This is a genomic window from Aquamicrobium zhengzhouense, assembly GCF_016124105.1.
Lineage (GTDB): Bacteria > Pseudomonadota > Alphaproteobacteria > Rhizobiales > Rhizobiaceae > Aerobium > Aerobium zhengzhouense.
Window position 1 is genome coordinate 70,039 of sequence record NZ_JADGMQ010000006.1, and the last position, 25,506, is coordinate 95,544.

Below are 25,506 nucleotides of genomic sequence, written 5' to 3' on the forward strand. Positions count from 1 at the left end.
GAATGGCGCGTAATGAGCGGCCGCAGGCGCATAGACTCCAGCGCTTCCACGCGCAGGCGCGCGGTCAGGCAGGAATGGAGCCTCCACAATCCGAAGCCTGCATCGATTGCGGCTGGGGCCGGTTGATCTTCTCTCATACATTTGACGATCCCCAGCAGATCGTCGATGCCCTGCGTGAAGAGGGGCCTGAGCGCAGGGACATTGCGTTCTACGTTCGTGATCCGCACGTGCTGCTGGCTGCGGCTCCGCAAGAAATTTTCCTAGATCCGTCCCACACCTACCGACTGGACATCTCGACCTACCGTGCCAGCCGCCGCCAGCCTCGCGGATTTTTCATCCGCAGGCTCTCGACCGAGGCGGATGCGCGCGCGGTAAACCGCATCTATGGCTCGCGAGGCATGGTTCAGGTTCGGCCTGACTTCTTCTGGAGCAACCGGGACAGCCGGGCGCTGATCTATCTGGTGGCCGAGGATGAGACGACCGGGGAGATCATCGGGACCGTGACCGGGGTCGATCATCCACGCGCCTTCTCCGATCCGGAGCAGGGATCATCGCTCTGGTGTCTGGCAGTCGACGGGCAGGCCAAGCATCCAGGCATCGGCGAAATGCTGGTGCGTCGCCTGGCGGAGCATTTTTCCGCCCGCGGCCGGGCCTATATGGACCTTTCGGTGCTTCACGATAATGCAAACGCGATCAAGCTCTACGAGAAGCTAGGCTTCCGCCGCGTTCCGGTCTTTGCGGTAAAACGCAAGAACCCGATCAACGAGAAGTTGTTCTCACGCCCGCTTGAGGATTATGACGGACTCAACCCATACGCACGCCTGATCGTTGACGAGGCGCATCGGCGTGGCGTGCATGTCGAGATCACGGATGCGGAAGGCGGGTTCTTTCGACTGTCGCATGGCGGTCGGTCCGTCCACTGCCGCGAAAGTTTGTCAGAGCTCACCTCCGCTGTTGCAATGTCGATCTGCGACGACAAGGCGGTAACCCGTCGTGTGGTCGAGAGTGCTGGTCTGTCAGTTCCGGAGCAGATAGTTGCGAGCGATGATGATGAAGTGCTGGAAGCTTTCCTCAAGAAACATGAGCGCGTGGTCGTAAAGCCCGCTCGGGGCGAACAGGGGCGCGGAATTGCTGTCGGGATCGACGCAGTTGAAGATACCAAGGCCGCAATCGCGAATGCGCGCACGGTATGCGACCGTGTCCTGATCGAAGCGTGTTTTAGCGGCGAAGACCTTCGGCTGGTGGTGATCGATTTCAAGCTGGTTGCGGCAGCCGTACGTCGACCTCCGCATGTAATCGGTGATGGACGCAAAAAAATCCGCAGTCTGATTGTTGCCCAATCGCGCCGCCGCGCATCTGCAACCGGCGGCGAGAGCACAATTCCGATCGATGCCGAGACCGAGCGTTGCCTCGCAATCGCTGGCTACACCCTCGATAGTGTTCCCGAAAACGGCGTCGAGATTATGGTTCGCAAGACCGCCAATCTCCATACAGGCGGGTCAATCCATGACGTGACGGACATCGTTCATCCTCGCCTGGTCGAGGCCGCGATCGCCGCTGCCAAAGCGATTGACATCCCTGTCGTCGGTATCGATTTCATGGTCAAAAGCCCGGACAGGCCCGACTACGTCTTCATCGAGGCAAATGAGCGGCCGGGACTTGCAAATCACGAGCCGCAACCAACGGCGGAGCGGTTCCTTGATTTGCTGTTTCCTCTGTCGGGCGCGCGGGCGGCAGCTATGGCGCTGGGCCGGGCCTGATGCCTATCGATCAGGGATATCTGCTTGCGCAACTTAAAGCGCTGCTCGCGATCGACAGTCCCACCGGTTACACCGATCAGGTGGTGCGTCATTGCTACCGCGAGATCGAACGGCTCGGGTTGACGCCGGAACTGACGCGGCGCGGCGCGATACGCGCCGTCCGTCAGGGGGCTCGCCGCAAGGGAGCAAGGGCCGTTATCGCCCATCTCGATACGCTTGGCGCCCAGGTCAAGCTGGTCAAGGACAATGGGCGGCTGGAACTTGTGCCAATCGGCCATTGGTCGGCCCGGTTTGCCGAGGGCGGGCGCGTCACGATCTACACGGAGCGCGGCAGTTTTCGGGGATCGGTGCTGCCGCTGAAGGCGTCAGGCCATACGTTCAACGACGAGGTTGATACCGCGCCGGTCGGCTGGCAACATGTCGAGTTGCGGATCGACGCATTAACGCATTCGCGCGAAGACACGCTGGCGCTGGGGATCGATGTGGGCGACTTCGTCGCCTTCGACACCAACGCGGAATTTCTCGAAAATGGCTTCATCTCTTCCCGTCACCTTGACGACAAGGCGGGCGTTGCGATCGCACTTGCTTCGCTGGAGGCGCTCCAGCGCGAACAGGCCGAGACGCCCGTCGATGTCCACTTCCTCTTCACAATCGCAGAGGAGGTCGGGGTCGGTGCCGCCGCTGTCATTACTCAGGAGGTCGCGGCGATGGTGACGATCGACAATGGCACGACGGCGCCCGGCCAGAACTCTTCAGAGTTCGGCGCGACGATCGCTATGGCGGATCAGTCGGGACCATTTGATTATCACCTGACCAAAAAGCTGGTCGATCTCTGCCGTGCCAACGACATAGCGTTCCAAAAGGATGTGTTCCGCTATTACCGCTCAGATTCGGCCTCCGCGATCGAGGCGGGGCACGATGTCCGCACGGCGCTCGTTACGTTCGGCATCGATGCTTCGCACGGATACGAACGCATCCATGCGCATGCGCTGGTGTCGGTTGCTCGTCTGGTGACGGCTTATGCGAGAAGCCCGCTGGAGATCGCGCGGGATCTCAAGGAAGTCTCCAACATCAAGGGATTTCCTCGACAGCCGCTGGCCGAAGCAGATCAACCGACAGTGAACATCGATACCGGCACACAAACCGCCGATCCTGGAAATTAGCGTGCCGACCGGGGTACCTTCCTAACTCATAGAGACGCAGCTGGATCCCCTTAACCTTGCTGCCAACGCTTCTGGCTGGGGGCTGCGGTCAGTTGTGGTTAAGGGGGATTTAAGTTTACGCGCATATTCATGCGGCATCGTATGACGGCGAGGGTTTTCGAACGATGATAAAGCCGACCGCGCTGCCGGCATTGGGCAACAAGCTACTGGCATCCGTTCAGCGCTCACGCGCGAGAATTTTTCGAGCAATGCGCGGAACTGCGTGAGATGAAACCAGGGCAGGTCATCCTGGAAGACGGGGATCCGGTTACGCACGCTGTGTTTCCTCACGATGGGGTAATCTCCGTCATTTCTCAGATGGAAAGCGGTCACACCGTGGAGAAGGCCTCGATCGGTCGCGAAGGCTTTGTCGGATTTTCTCTGGTTATGGGCGGGGGCGAAGCGTTCGGTCGCTCAGTTGTGCAGGTGGGCGGATCAGCGTCCTGGGTTTCCATTGACGACCTCGATGTCGCGCTGGCGCGGTTCATCTGCGTGCGCCAGTTCATGTTGCGTTACGCCAAGGCGCATATCGTTCAGTTGATGGAAACGGTTGCCTGCAACAGCCTCCATTCAGCCGAGCAGCGCGTGGTCCGCTGGCTTCTCCATGCCCACGACCGGATCAAGGGAGATGCGTTCTACATCACGCAGGAGACGCTCTTCCCTTCTCGCCTTGCGCCGCGCGACTGTGAACGCGATCTGTCTTGATCTGGCTGCATCGGGCGCGATTTCTTACCATCGCGGTTTGGTGACGATTACGGCACGTGATGTTCTGGAAGCAAGGTCGTGCGAATGCTACGGCCGTATCAAGCAGGCCGCCGAACGGCCGCTTGGCGGATCATGTACCCAATTTGAGCCCCATGGGCTCGGTACGTTCTAAGCTGCTTTTGCGAGTTTTGCCCAGAATTTGACCCACCGGCGGGGCGAAAGCATCGTGCCCCCCCGGCTAACGCTTCCGCCACCAAGCCGGTGGCACGGGATCGAAGGCAGCAAATGCTCAGATCCCGAAATCGTCCCATACGGTTTCCACCGTTGGCGAATTTTCCAGAGGGGAAGCTGCACGTCGAACTGCGGTCGACCACAGCTTCAAGACTGACAGTTGCTGCGCGCAGTCCAAAGTACCACGCCAACCGCTGTTATGTGCTCCAGCCCCCGCTTGGAGTATGAACGATAACGTCTGTACGCTACCGTGCATTGATAGGGTTAACCTTAGGTTAAGTCTGCGCGGAACGCCAGCCTTTTCACGCAGAATTTCTGCAGCTTTCTTTTTGCTTCACGCCAAAAGCCGGGCGCGTGTACCGTGCGGAAAATCCACCGCTTCCGGGGCAATAAGAAGGCCGGGGCTGTGCCCGGCCTCCTTGCAATCATTGCTGAACAATCAGCCGTAGCGATAGGGCGCGCCGGCTGCGCGCATCGTCTCCGCGTACTTCTTGAGGATGTCGACGACGCGTTTGTTGCGATCACTGGTTGCAGCGATTTCGTCCCAGAACTTCATCGCTTCATCTTCGATCTGCTTCCATTCGCTTTCCGGAATGGTTGTCAGCTCCAGCTTGCCGCCTGTCGTACGGTAGTGGGCTTCGCCCCACCAATACCAATGCTGACGGTAGTAGTGCGAGGAATCGATCGTGAGCTTGTAGAGCTGCTGCAGGTGCTCTGGCAGTTCTTCCCAGCGCTCTGTGTTGACGATGTAGGAACCGGCCCACGCGCCGCTGATGTTGTTGGTGAGGTAGTACTTGTTGATGTCGGCCCAGCCAACTGTGTACACCTCGGTCGCACCACACCAGGCGATGCCGTCGAGCTCGCCGGTCTGGACGGCAACTTCAATGTCTTCCCATGGCAGCGTCACCGGAACGACGCCAAAGCGCTCGAGGAAGCGACCGCCGGTCGGGAAGGTGAAGACGCGCAGCCCCTTGAGGTCCTCGACGCTGCGGATCGGCTTGGTCGTGACGAAGTTGCAAGGGTCCCATGCGCCCGCAGAAAGCCAGGTCACGCCGGGGATTTCCGCGTACGCCTCTTCCCAGATTTCGCGCAGCCCATACCACTCCCACAGGACAGGAACGTCCAGGCTGTAGCGCGATGCGGATGGGAAATATGCGCCGAAAACCGACACGTCGATGGGCGCTGCCATCGAATCGTCATCGGACTGCGCAGCATCGATGGTGCCCTGCTGAACCGCACGGAACAGTTCACCTTGCGGGACGAGCTGATCTGCAGTGTAGAGGTCGATGACCATCTCGCCGTTTGCCGCCTTGTTGAAAGCGTCGATCGACGGCTTGATGACATGCTCGGCCAGTGCTGCGCCGGCGTAGGTCTGCAAACGCCAGCGGATAGGAGCCTGCGCCTTCACATAGGGAGCGGCTAGTGTGGTCGCACCAACTGCGCCCGCAGTCGTAACGCCTGCTGTCCGCAGAAAGTCGCGCTTGGTAATGATGCGCTTTTTACTCATATCGTTTCTCCCATTGCTTGTTTGGTTGAGTTGCCCTCGGTTGCCCGTTCCCTTTTGTTGTTATTGGCCCCCTGATCACCGGCCATAATAGAGGTTGGGGATCAGGAGAGCGATCTGCGGGAAGATCATGATGAGAACCATCGTAAAGATCATCATGAAGAAGAATGGCCAGATCGACCGATATATATCGACCAGCGTGATTTGCGGCGGAGCCATCGCCCGCATCATGAACAGATTGTAGCCGAATGGCGGTGTAATGTACGCGATCTGGCAGGTGATCGTGTAAAGGACGCCGAACCAGATCAGGTCGAAGCCAAGAGACTTGACCAGAGGAATGTATAGCGGCGCGACGATGACAAGCATTGCCGTGTCATCAAGAAAGATCCCGAGGATGATGAATGAGATCATCATCGCAATCAGGATTTCCCACGCTGTCAGTTCCCAGGTGTGGAGCAGCAGATTTTCAATCGCGCGGACTGCGCCAAGCCCGTCATAGACGGCGGAAAAGCACAGCGCGCCAAGGATGATCCAGAGGAACATGCAGGACACGGTCAGCGTGTTGCGCGTGCTCTCCTCGAGGACCCTTCGGTTGAGGCGGCCGGTGACTGCAGCAGCCAGCACCGCGAGCAAGGCACCAACGACCGAGCTTTCGACGAGGCTCGTGACGCCGGTCATGAAAAGCCCCATGATCGCGGCGAAAATACCGAGCGGCAGGATGCCAGCTGAGAGCAGCTTGAGCTTTTCGCTGCGCGGGATCGCGTCGATCTCTTCCTTGGGAAGGGCCGGGCCAAGCTTGGGGTTCATCCGGCAACGCACGAAAACATAGATGCTGAAGATCGTTGCCATGAGAAGCGCGGGCAGGATGCCGGCAAGCCAGAGCTGCAACACCGGCTGGCGCGCGATCATTGCGTAGAGGACGAGAACGACTGAGGGGGGCATGAGAATGCCGAGGGCCGAGCCACCCTGGATGACGCCCGTGACCATCACCTTGTCGTAGCCGCGTCGCAGCAATTCAGGCAGCGCAACCGTCGCGCCAATCGCCATGCCCGCGACTGAGAGGCCGTTCATGCAGGAGATGAGGATCATCAACCCCATCGTGCCGAGCGCAAGGCCACCGCGCACCCCGCCGAACCATACGTGAAACATCCGGTAGAGGTTTCCGGCAATGCCGGATTCCGAGAGGACGTAGCCCATGAATACAAAGAAGGGGACCGTGATGAGCGGGAACCAGTTCATCACCTGGATGGCGGCATTGAAAGGCAGCTCTGCCGAGCCTTTGCCCCACAGCCAGAGCGCCGCGACCGCACCTACGAAGCCGATGAGCCCGAAGACGCGCTGCCCGGTGGCCATGAGCAGCAGCATCGATGCGAACATAAAAACGGTAATCAGTTCAGAAGTCATGCGATGGGCTTCCCGCGCGCGAGTGCGAGGTCTTTGAAGAAGGATGAAATTGCCTGGAGCAGCATCAGGAAGACGCCGAAGGTCATGATGGCCTTGATTGGCCACATCAGCGGTGCCCAGGACGTGTAGTTCTTCTGATTGAAGGTGATTGCGTATTCCGTCGACGACACGCCGCCCCAGAACAGGACGCCGAGATAGAAGATCACGAACAGGATGGTGAAGGCGTCGGTTACAGCTCGTTTGTGTGGCGAAAGGCGCCCGTAAAACAGGTCCATGCGCACATGCGCGTTAAGCTGCATCGAATAGGGGCCGCCAAGGAGGAAATATGCTGCAAGCATGAACTGGGACATCTCCATGATCCAGTTCACCGGCTTGCCGAGAAAGAGCCGCGAGCCGACGGCGTAAAGCATCATCGCGCCCATGACGAAGATTAACTGCATTGCGAAGCGGCCGACCCAGCGGTTGAAAGTGTCCACCCAGCGGACGTAGGTCTCGATCGCGCGCCTCACGATCCGGATCCTTGAGTTTCCTCGAGGCCGAGGCTGAGGCTTTGCTGGGCACTGTTGAGCCACCCGCACAAGGTGTTCGCCATAGCGATCTGGGCTCCTTCATCTGCTATAAGGTCATTGCGAATTTCGATCATGACATTCGGGATTTGGCGCGGAAGCGCGTGCTCCCTCAGGGTGTGGGTCACCCCGTCCGCCGGCCCGTAAGGCTCATTCAGCTGCACGTCGAACCGGGTGCCCTCCGCGCGAGCCGCCTTGATCATCCCATCGGCGATGCGGTCATCTGAGTCGTGAAGAAGCCCGATTTCAACAGCCCGTTGCTTCCCGTGATAGATGGGCGTGAAGGAGTGGACGGTTACCAGCGTTGGGTGATCGTGGCGCGCGTCGAGTTGAGCAGTGACAGCGTCACGAAATGGCTTGTAAAACTCGGCGGTACGGCGCTGCCGGTCGGCATCAGAAAGATTGGCGTTGCCGGGAATCTCGAAGATCTCGCTGACGGCGGGCATGGCCGAAGGCTCATGTGGAGGCCGGTTGCAGTCATAGATCAGCCGAGACGCATTCTGGACGACCAGGGGCGCATCGAGACGCCGCGACATCTCAAGCGCAACGGCCAGTGCACCAGGGTCCCAGGCAATATGACTGGTTAAAGTTTCAGCTGGCAGGCCAAGTCTTGCGAATTCAGCAGGTATTGCGTTGGATGCATGCTCACAGATGAGCAGATATGCGCCGGTACCATGCGGATTTCTTACTTCGACGTATCGACCGGCAGCATGTGTATCGCTCATTCCAACGCCTTTGATGCTATACCGAAACTCGTTTTCAGACGATTGACGTTAGGGCATCATTCCAGACGGTTAGTCATAGTCAAGGTGATTCTGAAAATTTCTCTTCCAAAGGCGCTCTCATGATGCATTCTATTCAGGGAGACCAAGGTCTGTTCGCTGACAACCTTCGGAGTTTGGATGACGAAACCACAGGATCAGACCGTTGCGGAACGGATGCGGGCGAGTTTCGACCGCCTGACACGCGCTGAGCGACAGCTGGCGAATGCAATGCTCGCCAACTATCCCGTTCTCGGGCTCGATTCGATTACAGCGGTTGCGCAGGGCTCTGGCGTATCGACACCGACCGTCGTGCGTATGGCGAAAAAGCTTGGCTTTGCGGGTTTCCCGGAGATGCAGGCTGCTCTGCGAAGTGAGCTTGAAGCGACTATCTCGAATCCGATAGCGCGTCGCGGCCGCTGGGCCCATGCGCCTGACGGCCACATGCTAAATCGCTTCGCGGCTCAGGTTATGGAAAACCTCGGGCAGACATTGCGACAATTGCCGACGGACACTTTCGACGCCGTCGTGTCCTTGCTGGGCGACGAGAAGCGCCGCGTACACATTGTTGGCGGACGAATCACGCGCTCGCTGGCGGATTACCTCTTCACCCACCTGCAGGTCATTCGCAGCGGGGCAACCTTGATCGCGCCAAATGCGAACACCTGGCCGCACTATGTTCTCGACATGAAAGAGGGTGATGTTCTCGTCGCCTTCGATGTGAGGCGCTATGAGCAGGAGCTGTTGCGGCTTGCCGAGATGGCGCGGGCGAGAGGCGTTGTCGTCGTGCTCTTTACCGATCAATGGGGGTCGCCACTGGCGAAGCAAGCAACCCATTCGTTCCATTCACGCATCGAAGCGCCGTCTGCCTGGGACTCGTCCGCGGTGACGTTGTTTATCGTCGAGGCGGTGATTGCCGCAGTTCAGGACGCCGGCTGGGAGGAAACCAGCACTCGGGTAAAGATGCTGGAAGAACTGATCGATCAGACGAAGATGTTCCGCAAGTTCGTCTGATCTCGAGATTCAGTTTGAGACCGGCAGCATCTTGAGCGCCGAGGTGCCAATCGTTGACGGAAACGCCATTGCTCCGTCTTCGGTCAGCGTGGACGGCAGCACATCGCCTGGCTCTTCACTTGAAGCAAGTTCAGGCTCGGCTCGAAGCTGGCTGGTGTGCTCGGCAACGATGCGCCCGAGCTCGGCCAACTGGATAGCGGCCTCAATGTTGCGGTCTGTCGCGATCCGGACGCCACCCATCGTGTACTGGGCAAGTTGAATTGCCTCAATCGGGTGCTTCTCGGCACCTTTTTCGATCGTGTTGAGGTCGGATGTCACACGTTCCGCAAGCTTTTCTGCACGCCGCTGAAGATGTTGCGCTGCTTCCGAAATCTTGTTCGCCGTCTCGTCGATCTGGTTGCAGATCCGCGCATTGCCTTCCCGCTGATTTGCAGCTCCTTCGAGCCTTGCAGCAACGGAGTTGAAGTAGCTCGGAAACGCCCGATAAGGCTCAGGCAATTCGACGGTGATGCGAGAGGAATAGTTGCCGTCGGCAAGATGGCGAACTCCCGCTTCCATCAGCCGGGCGATGGCCGCGTGAGCGCGGGCAGCGCGCTGGCGCTCCTCGAGTTCGGCTTCGAAGCACTGGACGTTTGTTTCGAGGCGCTCGACCTCGTTGCCTCGAGGCTCAAGCTCCTTCCAGGCGAAATAGGCAGAAAGAGCTCCCATTGCGACCGTCGAAGCAAGGAAGACAGGGCCGATTATCAGCGCTGACCACAAGGTGCTCAAGCCCGACAGCGCCCACCACAAGGACAAGTTTACAATGAGCGTAACGCCAGTCGCAGCGAGTATGATCAGTGCAAAGCGAACCACCGGCGAAAGCTGGCGGGTCAAAAGGATGATTATGCGCTTCCCCATTTCGGACAAAGTCTTCTTGCTCCTGTTTGCTTCCGGAGCCTAGCAGCGCAAGCTTGCTCGAACTTTGCGGCGGGCAGGGATGTCGGCAGCTGCGGTTGACAATCGCCCACGCTTGTCTATCTCGCGGTGAAGATTTCATTCCTGCTAAAAGACTGGATCTCGCATGACCAATGTCGCCCTGACCGGGCTTGCCCGTGATCTCGCACAACGGGCTGCTGAGGGTCGCCCCATTCGCATCGGCGTTGTCGGATGCGGTGAGATGGGTACTGACATTGTTACGCAAGTGGCCCTCATGCAGGGCCTTGAAGTGGCTGCGATTGTGGACCGCCGTGGCGGGCGCGCGCAGGAGGCCATCGCCATTGCAGGGCGCGAGGCTGACAGTGCCGGCGAGGCTCAGAGTGAAGCACGGATGGCCGAGCTGATTGAGCGCGGCAAGACCGCGATCATCCCGGACGCTGACCTTCTAATGAACAGCCCGCATATCGACGTTGTCGTCGATGCCACCGGCAAGCCGGTCGCAGGAGCGGAGATCGGCCTCAAGACCATCGAGCACGGCAAGCACCTCGTCATGATGAATGTCGAGGCGGATGTCACGGTTGGCGCTTATCTCAAGCAGGCAGCTGACAAGGCAGGCGTCGTCTATACGGTCGGTGCCGGTGATGAGCCGTCCTCCTGCATGGAGCTGATCGAATTCGTTACGGCGATGGGCCACAAGGTCGTCGCGGCGGGCAAGGGCAAGAACAACCCGCTTAACCATGACGCGACACCGGACGAATATCGCGAAGAAGCCGAGCGCCGGAACATGAACCCGCGCATGCTGGTCGAGTTCGTCGACGGTTCGAAGACGATGGTCGAGATGACCGCGATCGCTAATGCGACCGGGCTTGTGCCGGATCTTCCGGGCATGCATGGCCCGGCAGCCTCGCTTGAGGACTTGCCGCGCGTTCTATGCCCGGTCGAGGATGGCGGTATCCTCTCCCGCAAGGGGGTTGTCGATTATTCGATCGGCAAGGGTGTTGCGCCAGGCGTCTTCGTCATCGCCGAGATGGCGCATCCGCGCCTTCGCGAGCGCATGAACGACCTCAAGCTGGGCGAGGGGCCATACTTCACCTTCTACCGCCCCTATCACCTGACCAGTCTCGAAGTGCCGCTCTCCTGCGCAAGGGCGGTACTTTACAACAAAGCCGACATGGTGCCGCTGATCAAGCCGGTGGCCGAGGTCTGCGCCGTTGCCAAACGCGACCTGAAGCCGGGCGATCATCTCGATGCGATCGGCGAGTACACATATCGGTCGTGGGCGATGTCGGTCGAGGATGCGCGGGCGGCCAGTGCCATTCCGTGCGGTCTTCTGGAAGGCGGAACGGTGATCGCGCCGATCGCAAAGGGCGAACTCATCACCTACGCGAACGCTGCACCGCAGCCGGATTCTCCGCTCGTTGCCCTGCGCCGCAAGCAGGACGAAATGGTCGCGGCGCTGGGCTGACTATTGGTCACTTGCCGAGTTCGATCGAACGCAGCCGGGCTGCGTCGACGGCCTCGGCAACCAGCTTCTTGAGGCGATCATCTCCCATCAGGACATCCAGCGCGGCAGCGGTAGTGCCGTTCGGGCTCGTCACCTGACGGCGCAGTTCGCCGGGCTCGGTGCCGCTTGTCGCGGCAAGCGATGCAGCACCGAACACAGTCTGCATCGCAAGAAGCTTTGCGGTTTCGCTCGCAAGACCTGCAGCCTCGCCAGCGGCGGTCAAACATTCGATGAAGTGAAACACGTAGGCAGGCCCGGACCCCGAAACGGCGGTGACGGCGTCCATCAGTGCCTCATCGTCCACCGAAGCCACCTCGCCATTGGTCGCCAGAAGTTCGCGGACAAATGCTGCTGCGTCCTGCGACACGTTGCCATTGGCAACGGTGACCATCATGCCCTTGCCGATCGCGGCAGGTGTGTTGGGCATGCAACGAATGACTGGTGCGTCATCGCCCAGAAGCTTTTCGAAGGCCGCAATCGGCGTGCCAGCTGCAACGCTCAGATAGGTGGCAGAGCTGGTGAAGCGGGCGTATTCAGGAACGATATCCAAAATGACCTGCGGCTTGACGGCAAAAATGATCAGCTGGGGCGCAGCGCCGGCCGCGATATCGCCGCTGTTTGCCAGCGCGTTGACGCCAAGTTGCGCGGCACGTTCCCGTAGCGTCTCGGCCGGTTCAACGACGATGGTCTCGGCGGCACGGATCAGCCCTGATTTGAGCCAGCCTTCCAGCATGGCGTAGCCCATATTGCCACATCCAACGAGAACCAGTTTCGCTGACATAATCATCTCTCCGTGAGTCGCGTGGAGGTGAGAACATCATTCCGTGCAAGCGGCGTCCAGTACCGCGCAGAGGATCGGCGGGCGATTAACCTTTTGTTACCCATCCTTCTTTAGCTTGGTTTAACGATTGCGGACATCCGTCCGTGACCATCCCGCAGACTTGCAGGCTTCGATGGGCGGTTTTGAACGACACGATAGGCAGGCTCGCTCACCCTCGCTTCTGACGATGGCATCGCGCTATGCCGAGCGCCCTTCACCGGAGCCGGTAGCGCCAATCGCGCTTGATGAGCAGCAGCATTCCCGGCCGCAAGCTTTAGAAACTCCAGAACCTTCAACAAGCGACTTTCAGGTTGAAGCTCTATCTGCGGACCCCGCTCAGCCTTTTGTGGTCGGTGCGGAAGAGCCCTCACTGCGCAGCAGGCTGGCGAGCCCGCTCGTGCTTGCCATGGCCGGTGCGCTTGCAGGAGCGGCGATCTCGCTGGCGTGGCCACAAAACTACACGGCCACCAGCGAGTTGCTGATCGACCAGGGTGAGGTGGAAAACCATCTGCATCTGCTGCGGTCCGGATCGTTGCTCTCAGCGGTCGCAGACAAGCTTAATCTTGTGGCTGATCCTGAATTCAATGGCGCGTCGACCGGTCCTCTGGCGCTTTTTTCCGCCGATGTAGCCTCGCAGGATCAGCGCCGCCGAAGCGCAATCAGGGCGCTGGGTAGCTCTCTGAGGATCGAGCAAAGTGGTGCATCTTCCGTCATCACTGTGTCGGCCTCAAGCGCCGAACCGCAAAAGGCGGCCCAAATCGCAAACACGATTGCAGCGGTCTTCGTCGAGAAGAACGGCGGCAGTGTTGTTGATGAAGCTCGCATTTCCGAGTTGCAAAGCGCGGTGGCGCAGGCCGAACATGCGATCGAGTCGTTCAAGGCGCGTCATGAACTTGTTGATGCGCAAGGCAGGCTCATCACAGACGATGAAATCCAGCGTCTGAGCGAAGAATTGTCTGCGGCGCGGGCACGAACGGTAGAGCTGAACGCGCGAGCATCCTCGACGCGTGACGCGAATGTGGATTCAATCGTGACGGGCTCGCTGCCAGAGCAGGTCGCGTCGCCGACGCTTGCGGAACTGCGCGCACGGTTTGCTGCGGCCCGTCAGCAGCTGGACCGGATTTCAGTCAAGCTAGGGCCGCGCCACCCAGAGCGCCTTGCCGCAGAAGCAGAGGTCGAAGCTGCGCGACAAGAAATCGCAGGCGAACTACGGCGTGTCGCCGGGGCGCTTCAGACTGACCTCAAGCGGGCGGTTGAACAGGAGCAGCAACTGGCAAGCCAGCTGGCTCAAATGAAGGTCCGTCAGGGTTCGATTGGCGGCGAACTCGTTGAATTGCGGGAGCTCGAGCGTCAGGCAGCAGCCAAACGCTCTGCCTATGAGCAGGCACTTCACGCAGCGCAGCCGGGAGCCATTCCGACAGGAACTCCAAGCATTATCTCGATGGCTGAGCCGCCGAGCCAGACAACTGCCCCCTCGCTTTGGCACCTCGCCGGTGCTGGCGGATTTGCGGGGTTGCTGCTCGGATTTGCACGCACAGCCCGCACCCGCAGGCGGGAGGACGACGACAATGCCGACATGAGCGCGGCGATCCCGGATGGAGTCGGCGTCACGCCAGAACCGAACGCAGTAACAGAGCCACCAGTGCAACACACAGGCGAAGGAACCGACGCCATGTATGCCTATCCGACATATCCGCATCCTTATCTTGCAGAGCCGCAGCCGTCGATGCAGCCACAGGGCATTCAGCATGCACATGCTGGCGTCGCGCCAACGACCGTGCCAGTCATGGCTCCGCAGGCCGCCGTTCCACCCATGTGGCCGCAGATGCACCCCGCGCACTATCCATATACCCCGATGGCGCCAATGCCTGCACCATACGACCCATGGGCCCATATGCGCGGCTGGCCGCAGATGATGCCGCCAGCGATGCCTCAGGCCCAGCCGGCCCCTCAAGTTTTCATCGTTCAATTGCCGCAGCAGCCGGTCAACGCAGCGCCTGCTGCAGCGTTTCAGCAGGCGCCTATGCCTACCCCCGCTGCTTCCGCTCCCCGGCAACAACAGGCGAGCGAGAACGCATGGACGGATCAATCTGCCTTCATCGACGAGCGCACCGACGCCGCGATTGAAGAGATCCGCCGCAGTCTGAGGGAGTTCCGCGAGGTGATCGAGGGTTTTGCGGAAGAACGATCTGTATACAATTTGCCGCAGCGCCGTCACGGCACTTGAGCTTATCGAGCCGTCCAGTAGTCTGAATCCCGTAACAGTGGGACATGGGTACACGGTCAGGGAGTGATACCTTGTACCGCCTTCGCACCCTGCGAAGTTGGATCCGAACTAATCGGGAAGAGAAATGGCCGAAATTATTGATGGTAAGAAGGTCGCCGAAGACGTTCTGGCGACGGTGAAGAATGCATCGGAGGCACTGACCGCGAAGGGCGTGACCCCTGGTCTGGCTGTGATCATCGTTGGCGAGGACCCTGCGAGCCAGGTTTATGTCGCCTCGAAGTCGAAAAAAGCGAACGAGTGCGGCTTTAAGTCCGTCCAACATACCCTGCCGGCTGAGACCAGCCAGGCCGATCTCGTCAAGCTGATTGATGAACTGAACGCGGACAGCACGATCCACGGGATCCTGGTGCAGCTTCCGCTGCCGGATCACATCGATTCAGGCGCGATCATCCAGGCTATCGCTCCCGAAAAGGACGTTGACGGTTTCACCTTCGCCAATGTCGGCAAGCTCGGCACCGGCGAAGTCAACACGGCGTTCGTCCCCTGCACGCCCGCTGGCTCGATGCTGCTGATCGAGCGCGTGCGTGGCTCCGACCTGTCGGGTCTCAACGCTGTTGTCGTTGGCCGTTCGAACATCGTTGGCAAGCCAATGGCAAACCTGCTGCTCGCAGCAAACTGCACCGTCACCGTCGCGCATTCGCGCACCAAGGACCTGCCGGCACTGTGCCGTAGCGCCGACATCGTCGTCGCGGCTGTTGGCCGTCCGGAAATGGTCAAGGGCGACTGGATCAAGGAAGGCGCGACCGTCATCGACGTCGGCATCAACCGTATTCCGGCTCCCGAAAAGGGCGAAGGCAAGTCACGCCTCGTCGGCGACGTCGATTTTGAAGGTGCGTCGAAGAACGCCGGCGCGATCACCCCGGTCCCAGGTGGCGTTGGCCCGATGACCATTGCGATGCTGATGGCCAATACTCTGGTGTCGGCAAGCCGGGTTGCAGGCGTCGAAGCGCCGAAGTTCTGATTACTTCATCATTTTCCAGAAGGGGTCGGTTTTCCGGCCCCTTTTGCTTTGCAAGTAGGGGGTTGCGAGCCTCAGTACGTCGTCTAGCTTCTCGCCGAAGGGCGGAAAAATAAACATCAGGAGGCAACACCCCCCGGGAGGACTACCCCGGAGCCTGCTGCGTCGTGCCGAACGAGGCGCTCTCGGAAGATTCGGTAGACATCCTGCGCGGCCCGACTTGGGAAATTTACAACGCCCGCCCCGATGGCGGCGCCGGCGAGCGCGTGAGAACCGAATATAACGCCTGGAAGGGCAATCTCGACCCCGGCAACTATTTTGTGACGGTGACGGTGAAGGCTGGCGAGCGTACGGAAGTCACTGTGCCTTGATGGGTGAGGCCGCCGCCCCCTCCGTCGCGTCGCGACACCCCCCCCCATGAATGGGGGAGTATCCCCGGAGATCCCGCGCCTCTGATCTTCCCCCGTTTACGAGGGAAGTGGCCCGGAGGGCCGATGGGGGCTTGCTGGTGTAATCCCGTACCTGCCTAAACCCTTATTCTCGCAATCACGTCATTTCTCCAAATGCCGACGCTCCCGCATCTGCCCTCAGTGCCAGCGCGCGCATGCCGGCGAAGAGTTCGCGGCCCATGCCGTGGTGGCTGGCGGTGAGGTCTTGGGTGACAAGAGGGCGGCTGGCGAACTCGGCTTCGTTGATCAGAACTTCGAGCGTGCCGGCATCGGCGTCGAGCCGAATGATATCGCCGGTCTGGATGCGGGCGATCGGGCCGCCGTCGAGGGCTTCGGGCGTGACGTGGATCGCCGCTGGCACCTTTCCGGAAGCACCTGACATGCGACCATCCGTGACGAGGGCAACTTTTAGCCCTCGATCCTGCAGCACGCCGAGCACCGTCGTCAGGCGATGAAGTTCCGGCATGCCGACGGCCTTCGGGCCCTGGAAGCGGACGACGGCGACGAAGTCGCTGGTGAGCTCGCCGGCCTTGAAGGCTGCGTTGAGTTCTTCCTGATCGTGGAACACGCGGGCAGGGGCCTCGATGAGGCGGCGCTCCGGCTTGACCGCGGACGTCTTGATGATCGCAGCGCCGAGATTGCCGTGCAGAACTTTCAGACCGCCGGTCAGCTGGAAAGGCGCGCTTGCTGGCGCGAGCACCTTGGCATCGCCGCTGACGGCAGCTGCCGGAATGCGCGTGACGGTGCCTTCGTCGCCAAGATGCGGTTCGATCGTGTAGCTGCGCAGGCCTTCACCCCAGACGGTCCTGACGTCCTCGTGCAGATAGCCCGCGTCGAGCAATTCGCGGATGAGGAAGCCCATGCCTCCTGCGGCGTGGAAATGGTTCACGTCGGCTAGGCCGTTTGGATAGACGCGGGCGAGAAGCGGCACGACGTCCGAAAGGTCGGAAATGTCCTGCCAGGTCAGCTTGATGCCGGCTGCTGCCGCCATTGCGATCAGGTGGATCGTATGATTGGTCGAGCCGCCCGTTGCGTGCAGGCCAATGACGCCGTTGACGATCGAGCGCTCGTCGATCATGCGGCCGACCGGCGTGAACTGGTTGCCGAGTGCGGTGATTTCCAGAGCCCGCTTGGTCGCTTCGCGCGTCAGCGCATCACGCAGAGGTGTGTTCGGGTTGATGAAGGACGCACCCGGCGTGTGGAGGCCCATGATCTCCATCAGCATCTGATTGGAGTTCGCCGTGCCGTAGAAGGTGCAGGTGCCGGGGCCGTGGTAGGACTTCGACTCAGCTTCCAGAAGCTCGGCGCGACCGACCTTGCCTTCGGCATAAAGCTGGCGCACGCGCGCCTTTTCATCGTTTGGCAGGCCGGTCGTCATTGGGCCTGCGGGGATAAAGACAGCCGGGAGATGGCCGAAGGTGAGCGCTGCGATGGTCAGCCCCGGCACGATTTTGTCGCAGACGCCAAGGAAAACGGCCGCATCGAACATGTTGTGCGACAGGCCGATCGCTGCCGACATCGCGATCACGTCGCGCGAAAACAGCGACAGTTCCATGCCCGGCATGCCTTGGGTGACGCCGTCACACATGGCCGGAACGCCGCCCGCGACCTGCGCCACGCCGCCGGCCTCTGCCGCGGCCTGTTTGATCAGGGCCGGATAGGTCTCGAACGGCTGATGCGCCGAGAGCATGTCATTGTAAGAGGTGATGATGCCAAGGTTTGGCACCCGGTCAGCCGCCAGAAGCGCCTTGTCGACGGGACCGCAGGCGGCAAAGCCGTGGGCGAGGTTTCCGCATGACAGCGTTGTACGGTGCGGACCCCTGTCGATCGCTGCGTCGATCCTTGCCAGATATTCTTCGCGCGTCGATCTGGAGCGCTCGACGATGCGGGCCGTGATTGCTGCAATTTCATGTCTGACGGTCATGGTCTCACCCGTCTGTTAGGCAGCCCAATAGACGGGCACCGGCTCGCGTGCGTTAACCAGGACTGCGCGGATCGGATGGATCGAATCCAGCAATGTCGCCTCTTCAAGCACGCGACGCTTTTCACTTCCTTCAATATGCAAGGCGACGAAACCAGCTTCGATCAGCCTCAGCAACGGCAAGGTCAAGCGCGGCTCGCCTCCGGCCACCGTGTCGACTCCCTCGACGATTGCATCATGCGCCGGGTCGATGAGGGTCGAAAGGTTGGCGGCGTCCGGGAAGAAGGACGCGGTGTGTCCATCCGTGCCCATGCCGAGGATTGCCACATCAAGAGGCCACTTTTGCGCGGAGAGTTCGGCGCTGGCCTGGCCGGCGGCGGCTGTTGCATCTGCTGCCTCGTGGTAGAGGCCAATGAAGCGGGCGCTTGCCGCCTCATTTTGCAGAAGATTGGCGCGAACCAGCGCGGCGTTTGAGCGGTCAGATGCTTCGTGAACGAACCGCTCATCAACGAGCGTGACTGTTACCTTCGACCAATCGAGCTTGCGCTGCGACAGTGCTGCGAAGAATTTCTTCGGCGTCGTCCCGCCTGAGACAGCCATGAAGGCTTCGCCGCGATTTGAAACGGCGTCACGGAGCTTGTCAGCCACCGTGTCGGCAAGACCCTCTGCGACCGCCTGTGAATCGGGATAGGTTTGCCAGTTCAAATTCATATCAGACACTTTCATGCCAAGTTCGGCCATCGCGCTCTATGAGGGCGATGGAGGAGGAGGGGCCCCAGGTGCCAGCGGTGTAGCCCTGGGCGCTCTGTTGGTTGTTTGCCCATGCTGCATGGATCGGGTCGATCCATTCCCATGCCGCCTCGATCTCGTCGCGCCGCATGAAGAGGGTCTGGTTACCGCGCACGACATCCATGATCAGCCTCTCGTAAGCGTCTGGATTTCGCACTTCGAAGGCGTCGGCGAAGGTCATGTCGAGGGGAATATGACGCAGGCGCATGCCGCCGGGGCCGGGGTCCTTGATCATGATCCACTGCTTCACGCCTTCATCCGGTTGTAGGCGAATGACGAGCTGGTTTGCGGTCATGGGACCGGCGCTTTCGTCGAACACCACATGCGGCACCGGCTTGAACTGGATGCAGATCTCGGAGACCCGCTCGGCGAGGCGCTTGCCGGTGCGCAGGTAGAACGGAACTCCCGCCCAGCGCCAGTTCGCAACTTCCGCCTTGATGGCCACAAACGTCTCGGTGTCGCTGCGGTCGCCAAGCTCCTCGGCATAGCCGCGGACCGCGCCGCTTGGTGAAGCACCTGCACGGTATTGGCCTCTGACGGTCAGCTTGCTGGCGTCGCTGTCGGTGATCCGGCGAAGCGAGCGCAGGATCTTCAGCTTCTCGTCACGAACGGCATCCGCTTCCATCGATGACGGAGGCTCCATTGCGGTGAGGCAAAGAAGCTGCAGCATGTGGTTTTGAACCATGTCGCGCAGGGCGCCCGCCTTGTCGTAATAGCTTACGCGGTCCTCGAGGCCGACGGTTTCAGCGACCGTGATCTGTACGTGATCGATGTGGGCGGAATTCCAGAGCGGCTCGTAGAGCGCGTTGGCAAAGCGCAATGCCATCACGTTCTGTACGGTTTCCTTGCCGAGATAATGGTCGATGCGGAAGATCTGCGTTTCGTCGAACACTTCCCCGATCGCGTCGTTCAGCTGCCGTGCGGACGCCTGATCGCGGCCGATCGGCTTCTCGACGACGATGCGCACATCTCCCTTGTTGAGGTCGTGCGCTGCAAGGTTCTTCGCGATGTCGCCGAAAAGATTGGGAGCAACGGCAAGGTAGAAGACCCGAACTGCCTTGCTCTCGCTCAGCGCTTCCTTGAGCCCCTCAAAGCCTTCGCCGCTCATCGCGTTGACTTGCCGGTACGAAAGGCGGGCCAGAAAGAGCTCGAGCTGGTCGTTGTCGATCTCTTCCTTCTTCACGAAGGACGTGATCGCGGCACGGGCGAAATCGCGATAGGCTTGGTCGCTCAGGGGTGAGCGCGAGGCTCCGATGATCCGGGTGAGCTCCTGGAACTGTCCTGCCATCTGGCGCTGATACAAGGCCGGGAGCAGCTTGCGCTCGGCAAGGTCACCGGTTCCGCCGAAAATGACGAAATCGAATGGATCGACGGGGATGATCTGGCTGCTCATGAGGGTAGGAAGTCCTGCTTGGCGTTGCTTCGCGGTATAATCTAATCGATTTAACAAGGCCAGAGTCAAATGATCGCAGCGCTTGTCGCGCTTGTATTACTTGACTCTGAAATCTCTGCTGGTTTTGTCACGAGTAGGAACTGGTCCATCGTCGGCAGCCTTTCAAGCCGTTATGGGCCGGTGAATGGGAGGAATTGCAATGGGTACAATCCTGTCACGGACGGTCGCTGAGGGCGTCGCGTTCATGAACCTAATCGACGGCGTTGCAGTTGACGCGCTTTCAGGGGAACGCATCGACGTCATCTGTCCCTCCGACGGCAAGGTCTTCTCTTCCATTCCGGCTTCCGCCACTGCTGATGTGGATCGGGCGGTTCGTGCTGCGCATAAAGCCTTTTATGAAGGCCCGTGGAGCAAAATGCCAGCGGTGGAGCGGGGCCGCTGCCTGACACAGCTCTTCCATCTTGTCGAAAAGCATGGCGATGAACTGGCAGCCCTTGAATCGCGCGACACCGGCAAGCCTGTGCGTCAGGGCAAGGGCGATGTCACTGCCACGATGCGGTACTACGAGTTTTATGGCGGCGCGGGCGACAAGATTCACGGTGACACGATCCCGTTTCTTGATGGTTATACGGCCCTCACGCTGCGAGAGCCTCATGGCGTGGTGGCAGGCATCATTCCGTGGAACTACCCGATGCAGATCCTTGCACGAGTTGCGGGGGCGGCTCTTGCCATGGGCAACACGCTGGTGGTCAAGCCGGCAGAGGACGCCTCGCTGACAGCAATCCGCATCGCTCAGCTGGCTCTTGAGGCCGGCATCCCTGAAGGCGTCTTCAACGTCGTTTGCGGATATGGGCGAGATGCGGGTGCAGCGCTGTCGTCTCATCCCCTGGTCGACTATGTGACCTTTACCGGTTCGACCCTTACCGGGACCGCGATCCAGCAGGCTGCTGCGATCAACAATCGCGGGGTGACGATGGAGCTGGGCGGCAAGTCCGCGCAGATCGTCTTCTCTGATGCAGATATCGAGACAGCGCTGCCGGTGCTGGTCAACGCGATCACGCAAAATGCCGGGCAGACCTGCTCCGCAGGTAGTCGCATCCTGATCGAGCGATCAGTTTACGAGCAAGTTGCCTCAGCTCTTGCAGACAGGTTCTCGAAACTGGTGGCCGGTCCTCACGAGGCAGATCTCGACCTCGGGCCGCTCATCAATGCCAGGCAGCGCGACCGCGTTGCCGGGATGGTGGCGGCGGCACGCGAGGCGGGGATTGAGGTGCTCGCCGAAGGTACGGTCCACCCGGACGCGCCTGCGGGCGGGTTTTATCATCCTGCCGTGTTGTTCGGTTCCGTCGATCCGGACGCGACGATCGCGCAGGAGGAAGTTTTCGGCCCGGTACTCTCGCTCTTTGCGTTTGAGGGAGAGGAGGAGGCCATACGTCTCGCCAACGGCACGGATTACGGCCTCGTTGCCGGGGTCTGGACGAAGGATGGCGCACGCCAGCATCGGGTGGCGAAAAGGGTTCGAGCCGGACAGGTTTTCGTCAACGGCTATGGCGCTGGCGGCGGCATCGAACTGCCGTTTGGCGGCTTCAAGAAATCGGGCTTCGGACGCGAAAAAGGGTTCGAAGCACTTTACGATATGAGCGCGACCAAGACGGTCGTCTTCAACCACGGATAGAGGTTTTACATGGCACGTCTGAAAGACAAGGTTGCGATCGTCACGGGCGCAGCGTCCGGATTCGGCGAAGGCATCGCACGACGCTACGCGGAAGAAGGCGCCAAAATTGTCGTCGCGGACCTCAACGCGAAGGGCGCAGAGCGCGTGGCGCGCGAGATCGGTGACAGCGCCGTCTGGATCCAGACGGATGTGTCGATGAAATCCGAGATCGACCAGATGGTCGAAAAGGCACTCCAGTCCTTCGGGCGCATCGACATCATGGTCAACAATGCGGGCTACACCCACCGCAATGGCGATCTGCTAGGTGTCAGCGAGGACACGTTCGACCTCATCGCCGCCGTCAATATGAAGGCGATTTACTATTCGACTCTGGCGGTGGTGCCGATCATGGAAAAGCAGGGTGGGGGATCGATCATTACCACGGCTTCGACCGCCGGTCTTCGCCCGCGCCCGGGCCTGACCTGGTACAATGCGTCAAAGGGCTGGGCGATCACGGCGACGAAATCGATGGCCGTCGAGCTTGCGCCAAAGAACGTTCGCGTCAATTGCCTGTGCCCCGTCGCGGGCGAGACGGGTATGCTGGCTCAGTTCATGGGCGAGGACACGCCGGAGCTGCGCGAGAAGTTCAAGGCGTCTATCCCGCTCGGTCGCCTTTCGACCCCGCTCGACATTGCCAATGCAGCCCTATGGCTGGCTTCCGATGAAGCCGCGTTCATTACGGGCGTAGCGCTCGAGGTGGATGGCGGTCGCTGCATCTGAGTTTGCGATATGGCGGGATGGGCCGTGCTTTGCGCGGCCCATCTTGCGTCTTGCCTCAGAAGCGGTCGCGCATGGCGTACCAGTTCAGGGCAAGGAACAGGAGTGGTGTACGCAGCTTCGTTCCGCCGGGGAATGGCGGGATCTTGAGCTCTTCAAATAGTCTCAGCCGCTCCCGGTTGCCGAGAACTGTCTCGGCGAAAAGCTTTCCGACGAAATTCGACAGCATCACCCCGTGGCCTGAATAGCCGCCAGCCGAGATGACATTCGGCATGACCTCGCGCACGAACGGGGTTCGCGGCATTGTGATGCCGACATAGCCGCCCCAGCTGTGGGTCAGCTCGACATCCTTCAGTTGCGGATAGACCTCAACAATTTGCCGCCTGATCGGGCCGTGCAAATCCTTGGGATCGCCCGGCGCGTAGATCTCGCGTCCCCCGAACAGCAGCCGCCCGTCCCTGGAGCGGCGGAAATAGCGGACGACAAAACGGGAATCGTCGACCGACTCGTAGCCAGGCAGAACCGGGCAATCGTCTCCGAGCGGGACAGTAGCGCCGATGAAAGATCCGATTGGCATGACGTGCGATGACGTGATCGGTTCGAGCTTGTCGTTGTAGGCGTTGACGGCGATCAGAGCTTTGGAAGCGGTGATCGTGCCTTTGGCTGTGGTCACTCGCACCTTGCCGCCTTGTGACGAGATCCCGGTCGCTCGTGTCCCTTCATGGAGCGTAGCACCTGCCTGGGCGGCTACGCGGGCGGTGCCGACGACCAGCTTGAGCGGGTGAATGTGCCCGGTCCCCGTGTCCCGTATTCCGCCATGATAGTGCGTCGAACCAAGCCTCTGCTCCGTCTCCTTCCGGTCCATGAAGGTGATGTGCGGATAATCATAGCGCGAGGCCATGATCTCCACGTGCTCCTGATAGTGTCGGACATAACGGGGCTTGTGCGCGACCGAAAGCTGACCCGGCATGAAGTCGATCTCGATGCCATTGGTCTTGGCGAAGGAGAGAAGGTGCGCCTTTGCCTCTTCTGCCAGATCGAAGAGGGCCTTGGCCCTCGTAAAGCCAAGCGAGGCTTCCGTCTCTTCTACCCACTCGCGTTGGCCGGTCCCCATCTGACCACCATTGCGGCCCGAGGCGCCGTCGCCAAAACGGTGCGCTTCTATGAGGACGACGCTGGTTCCGGCAGCTGCCAGATGTGCGGCAGCAGAAAGTCCGGTGAAGCCACCGCCGATGATCACGACATCAGCCGAGACATCGCCATCAAGCGGTGGATATTCAGGACGCTCGCCGACCGTGTCTTCGTACCAGGAGAGGCCAGGAGAAATCGGCGAAAGGTAGGTTGATGCTACTGAAGAATGAGACATGGAAGGTACCGGAGAACGGTTGTGTGTGAACCTTTGTGCGAGACGGCAAGCCTCACACGTTCAACAGCAGATATTCTCGTTCCCAGGGACTGATGACCTCCATGAACGTTTCGAATTCCGCCTTCTTGACCGCCGCATAGGTGGTGACGAAAGCCTCACCGAGAATTTCCCGTAGCGCGTCGTCCTGCTCGAACAGTTCAACCGCCTCAAGAAGCCCACGGGGAAGATCGATCGCATCTTCGTTTGCGGCGGTGTGGACCGGCTGTTCGCACTCCTCCTTTTGCACCATTCCGATCAGGCCGCAGGCCAGAGAGGCAGCCAGAGCAAGGTACGGGTTGGCATCGGAGGACGGGATACGGTTTTCGACACGGCGAGCTGCCGGATCCGAGCGCGGCACCCGGAACGCAACTGTGCGGTTGTCATAGCCCCACTTGGTGTTCACTGGTGCCGAAGCAGCCTGCGTCAGGCGACGGTATGAGTTAACATAAGGTGCAAGCATGATGAGGGCGCCCGGAACATGGCGCTGCATGCCGCCCAGGAAGTGGCGGAACGCCTCGGTCTCTTCACCATCTTCCCCGGTGAAGATGTTCTGGCCGGTCTTGATGTCGACGATCGACTGGTGGATGTGCATTGCCGATCCCGGCTGTCCCTGGATCGGCTTTGCCATAAAGGTGGCGTAGGTTCCGTGCTTCAGCGCGGCCTCGCGGATCGTGCGCTTGAACATGAATACTTGATCGGCGAGCTCGATCGGATCGCCGTGGCGCAAATTGATTTCGAGCTGACCGGCGCCTTCCTCATGGATCAGGGTGTCAATCTCGAGACCCTGACCTTCGGAGAAGTGGTAAATGTCGTCGATCAACTCGTCGAATTCGTTGACGCCGGCGATCGAATAGCCCTGTCCGCCGCCGATCGCCCGGCCGCTGCGACCCACTGGCGGCTCCAACGGATAGTCCGGGTCAGGGTTCTTGCGAACCAGATAAAACTCGATTTCGGGTGCCACGACAGGCTTGAGCCCGCGCTGGGCATAAGCTTCCACAACGCGGCGCAGGACGTTGCGCGGCGTGAACTCGACGAAGCGGCCATCCTGGTTGACGAGATCGCAGATTACCTGTGCGGTCGGGTCTGTTTCCCAAGGCACGACGGATAGCGTGGTCAGGTCGGGCATCAACTTCAGATCGCCATCGTCTTCAGGATAGACGAAGCCGTTGCCATCCTCTGGATAGCGTCCCGAAATGGTCGTCATGAAAACGGCTGACGGGAGAGCAAGAGATGTGTTCGAGGTGAATTTCTTCGACGGCATCATCTTGCCGCGAGCGACCCCTGCCTGATCGGGCGTGATGCACTCTATGTCTTCAATGCCTCGCCATTCGAGCCAGGCGGAGGCTTCCTGCCAGTTCTTAACGCCTCGCTGATTTTCGACGAAGGCGGGAATTCGATTGCGAGCGCCGCGGTTAGAGGAGCGGAGTTCCTTTTTCTGGACCGACATCAATCACCAATAGAGTTGGAATGTAGCGACTATAGCCATG

21 protein-coding genes are annotated in these 25,506 nt (G+C 60.2%); 10 read left to right on the forward strand and 11 right to left on the reverse strand.

Annotation, left to right across the window (positions count from 1 at the left end; genetic code table 11):
* Window positions 1–2: 2 nt before the first annotated feature.
* From ngg to IOD40_RS10415, 3 genes are all read left to right on the forward strand, one after another.
* Window positions 3–1,760: an N-acetylglutaminylglutamine synthetase gene (ngg, locus tag IOD40_RS10405; protein WP_233713934.1), complete on the forward strand. Its 1,758-nt coding sequence runs from the start codon at window positions 3–5 to the stop codon at window positions 1,758–1,760.
* Complete coding sequence (locus IOD40_RS10410; RefSeq protein ID WP_198476483.1) at window positions 1,760–2,923, forward strand: osmoprotectant NAGGN system M42 family peptidase; 1,164 nt, start codon at window positions 1,760–1,762, stop codon at window positions 2,921–2,923. The genes ngg and IOD40_RS10410 overlap by 1 nt, the downstream gene beginning before the upstream one ends.
* A 267-nt stretch (window positions 2,924–3,190) precedes the next feature.
* The gene (locus IOD40_RS10415) at window positions 3,191–3,667 is read left to right on the forward strand and encodes a Crp/Fnr family transcriptional regulator (protein ID WP_198476484.1); all 477 of its coding nucleotides are present in this window, start codon (window positions 3,191–3,193) and stop codon (window positions 3,665–3,667) included.
* Between the two features lie 670 nt (window positions 3,668–4,337).
* Here IOD40_RS10415 and IOD40_RS10420 read toward each other — a convergent pair.
* The 4 genes from IOD40_RS10420 to IOD40_RS10435 all read right to left on the reverse strand — a co-directional run bounded on the left by IOD40_RS10420 (window position 4,338) and on the right by IOD40_RS10435 (window position 8,097).
* Window positions 4,338–5,405 carry a TRAP transporter substrate-binding protein gene (locus IOD40_RS10420; protein WP_198476485.1) on the reverse strand — a complete coding sequence of 356 codons (1,068 nt, stop codon included), beginning with the start codon at window positions 5,403–5,405 and terminating at the stop codon, window positions 4,338–4,340.
* A gap of 75 nt (window positions 5,406–5,480) precedes the next feature.
* A complete protein-coding gene (locus IOD40_RS10425; protein ID WP_198476486.1) occupies window positions 5,481–6,806 on the reverse strand; it encodes a TRAP transporter large permease in 1,326 nt (441 codons plus the stop codon).
* Window positions 6,803–7,315, reverse strand: a complete 513-nt coding sequence (locus IOD40_RS10430; protein WP_407649162.1) for a TRAP transporter small permease subunit — start codon at window positions 7,313–7,315, stop codon at window positions 6,803–6,805. Before IOD40_RS10430 ends, IOD40_RS10425 begins: the two co-directional genes overlap by 4 nt.
* Window positions 7,312–8,097, reverse strand: coding sequence for an N-formylglutamate amidohydrolase (locus IOD40_RS10435; protein ID WP_198476487.1), 786 nt, complete (start codon window positions 8,095–8,097; stop codon window positions 7,312–7,314). Before IOD40_RS10435 ends, IOD40_RS10430 begins: the two co-directional genes overlap by 4 nt.
* A 177-nt stretch (window positions 8,098–8,274) precedes the next feature.
* On the opposite strand from IOD40_RS10435, the gene IOD40_RS10440 reads away from it, so the two are divergent.
* Window positions 8,275–9,147, forward strand: coding sequence for a MurR/RpiR family transcriptional regulator (locus IOD40_RS10440; RefSeq protein ID WP_198476488.1), 873 nt, complete (start codon window positions 8,275–8,277; stop codon window positions 9,145–9,147).
* A 9-nt stretch (window positions 9,148–9,156) separates the two neighbouring features.
* Here IOD40_RS10440 and IOD40_RS10445 read toward each other — a convergent pair whose 3' ends face one another.
* The gene (locus IOD40_RS10445) at window positions 9,157–10,044 is read right to left on the reverse strand and encodes a hypothetical protein (RefSeq protein ID WP_210336858.1); all 888 of its coding nucleotides are present in this window, start codon (window positions 10,042–10,044) and stop codon (window positions 9,157–9,159) included.
* A gap of 163 nt (window positions 10,045–10,207) precedes the next feature.
* On the opposite strand from IOD40_RS10445, the gene IOD40_RS10450 reads away from it, so the two are divergent.
* Window positions 10,208–11,527, forward strand: coding sequence for an NAD(P)H-dependent oxidoreductase (locus tag IOD40_RS10450; protein WP_198476490.1), 1,320 nt, complete (start codon window positions 10,208–10,210; stop codon window positions 11,525–11,527).
* A 7-nt stretch (window positions 11,528–11,534) separates the two neighbouring features.
* On the opposite strand, the gene proC is transcribed toward IOD40_RS10450, so the two are convergent.
* On the reverse strand, window positions 11,535–12,347 hold the full coding sequence (gene proC, locus IOD40_RS10455) for a pyrroline-5-carboxylate reductase (protein ID WP_198476491.1): 813 nt from the start codon (window positions 12,345–12,347) through the stop codon (window positions 11,535–11,537).
* A 226-nt stretch (window positions 12,348–12,573) separates the two neighbouring features.
* Here proC and IOD40_RS10460 point away from each other — a divergent pair, with 226 nt between their 5' ends.
* From IOD40_RS10460 to IOD40_RS10470, 3 genes are all read left to right on the forward strand, one after another.
* Window positions 12,574–14,613, forward strand: a complete 2,040-nt coding sequence (locus tag IOD40_RS10460; RefSeq protein WP_210336859.1) for a GumC family protein — start codon at window positions 12,574–12,576, stop codon at window positions 14,611–14,613.
* 124 nt (window positions 14,614–14,737) lie between these two features.
* Window positions 14,738–15,634 carry a bifunctional methylenetetrahydrofolate dehydrogenase/methenyltetrahydrofolate cyclohydrolase FolD gene (gene folD / locus IOD40_RS10465; RefSeq protein ID WP_198476493.1) on the forward strand — a complete coding sequence of 299 codons (897 nt, stop codon included), beginning with the start codon at window positions 14,738–14,740 and terminating at the stop codon, window positions 15,632–15,634.
* A gap of 164 nt (window positions 15,635–15,798) precedes the next feature.
* Window positions 15,799–16,002, forward strand: coding sequence for a hypothetical protein (locus IOD40_RS10470; protein WP_198476494.1), 204 nt, complete (start codon window positions 15,799–15,801; stop codon window positions 16,000–16,002).
* Window positions 16,003–16,177: 175 nt separating this feature from the next.
* Here the strand turns inward: IOD40_RS10470 and edd are convergent, their stop codons facing one another.
* From edd to zwf, 3 genes are read right to left on the reverse strand one after another with little or no spacing between them, the layout of a single operon-like run.
* A complete protein-coding gene (gene edd / locus IOD40_RS10475; RefSeq protein ID WP_198476495.1) occupies window positions 16,178–18,004 on the reverse strand; it encodes a phosphogluconate dehydratase in 1,827 nt (608 codons plus the stop codon).
* Between the two features lie 15 nt (window positions 18,005–18,019).
* Window positions 18,020–18,727, reverse strand: a complete 708-nt coding sequence (gene pgl, locus IOD40_RS10480) for a 6-phosphogluconolactonase (protein ID WP_233713935.1) — start codon at window positions 18,725–18,727, stop codon at window positions 18,020–18,022.
* Window positions 18,714–20,183, reverse strand: coding sequence for a glucose-6-phosphate dehydrogenase (zwf, locus tag IOD40_RS10485; RefSeq protein ID WP_198476496.1), 1,470 nt, complete (start codon window positions 20,181–20,183; stop codon window positions 18,714–18,716). The genes pgl and zwf overlap by 14 nt, the downstream gene beginning before the upstream one ends.
* 199 nt (window positions 20,184–20,382) lie before the next feature.
* On the opposite strand from zwf, the gene IOD40_RS10490 reads away from it, so the two are divergent.
* Both IOD40_RS10490 and IOD40_RS10495 read left to right on the forward strand, forming a co-directional pair.
* The gene (locus IOD40_RS10490; RefSeq protein WP_198476497.1) at window positions 20,383–21,858 is read left to right on the forward strand and encodes an aldehyde dehydrogenase family protein; all 1,476 of its coding nucleotides are present in this window, start codon (window positions 20,383–20,385) and stop codon (window positions 21,856–21,858) included.
* A 9-nt stretch (window positions 21,859–21,867) separates the two neighbouring features.
* Window positions 21,868–22,617: an SDR family oxidoreductase gene (locus tag IOD40_RS10495; RefSeq protein ID WP_198476498.1), complete on the forward strand. Its 750-nt coding sequence runs from the start codon at window positions 21,868–21,870 to the stop codon at window positions 22,615–22,617.
* Between the two features lie 55 nt (window positions 22,618–22,672).
* Here the strand turns inward: IOD40_RS10495 and IOD40_RS10500 are convergent, their stop codons facing one another.
* Together IOD40_RS10500 and IOD40_RS10505 are read right to left on the reverse strand one after the other, a co-directional pair.
* Entirely contained in the window at window positions 22,673–23,980 is a 1,308-nt protein-coding gene (locus IOD40_RS10500) for an NAD(P)/FAD-dependent oxidoreductase (RefSeq protein ID WP_198476499.1), read from the reverse strand.
* A 52-nt stretch (window positions 23,981–24,032) separates the two neighbouring features.
* A complete protein-coding gene (locus tag IOD40_RS10505; protein ID WP_198476500.1) occupies window positions 24,033–25,466 on the reverse strand; it encodes a glutamine synthetase family protein in 1,434 nt (477 codons plus the stop codon).
* Window positions 25,467–25,506 lie beyond the last annotated feature (40 nt).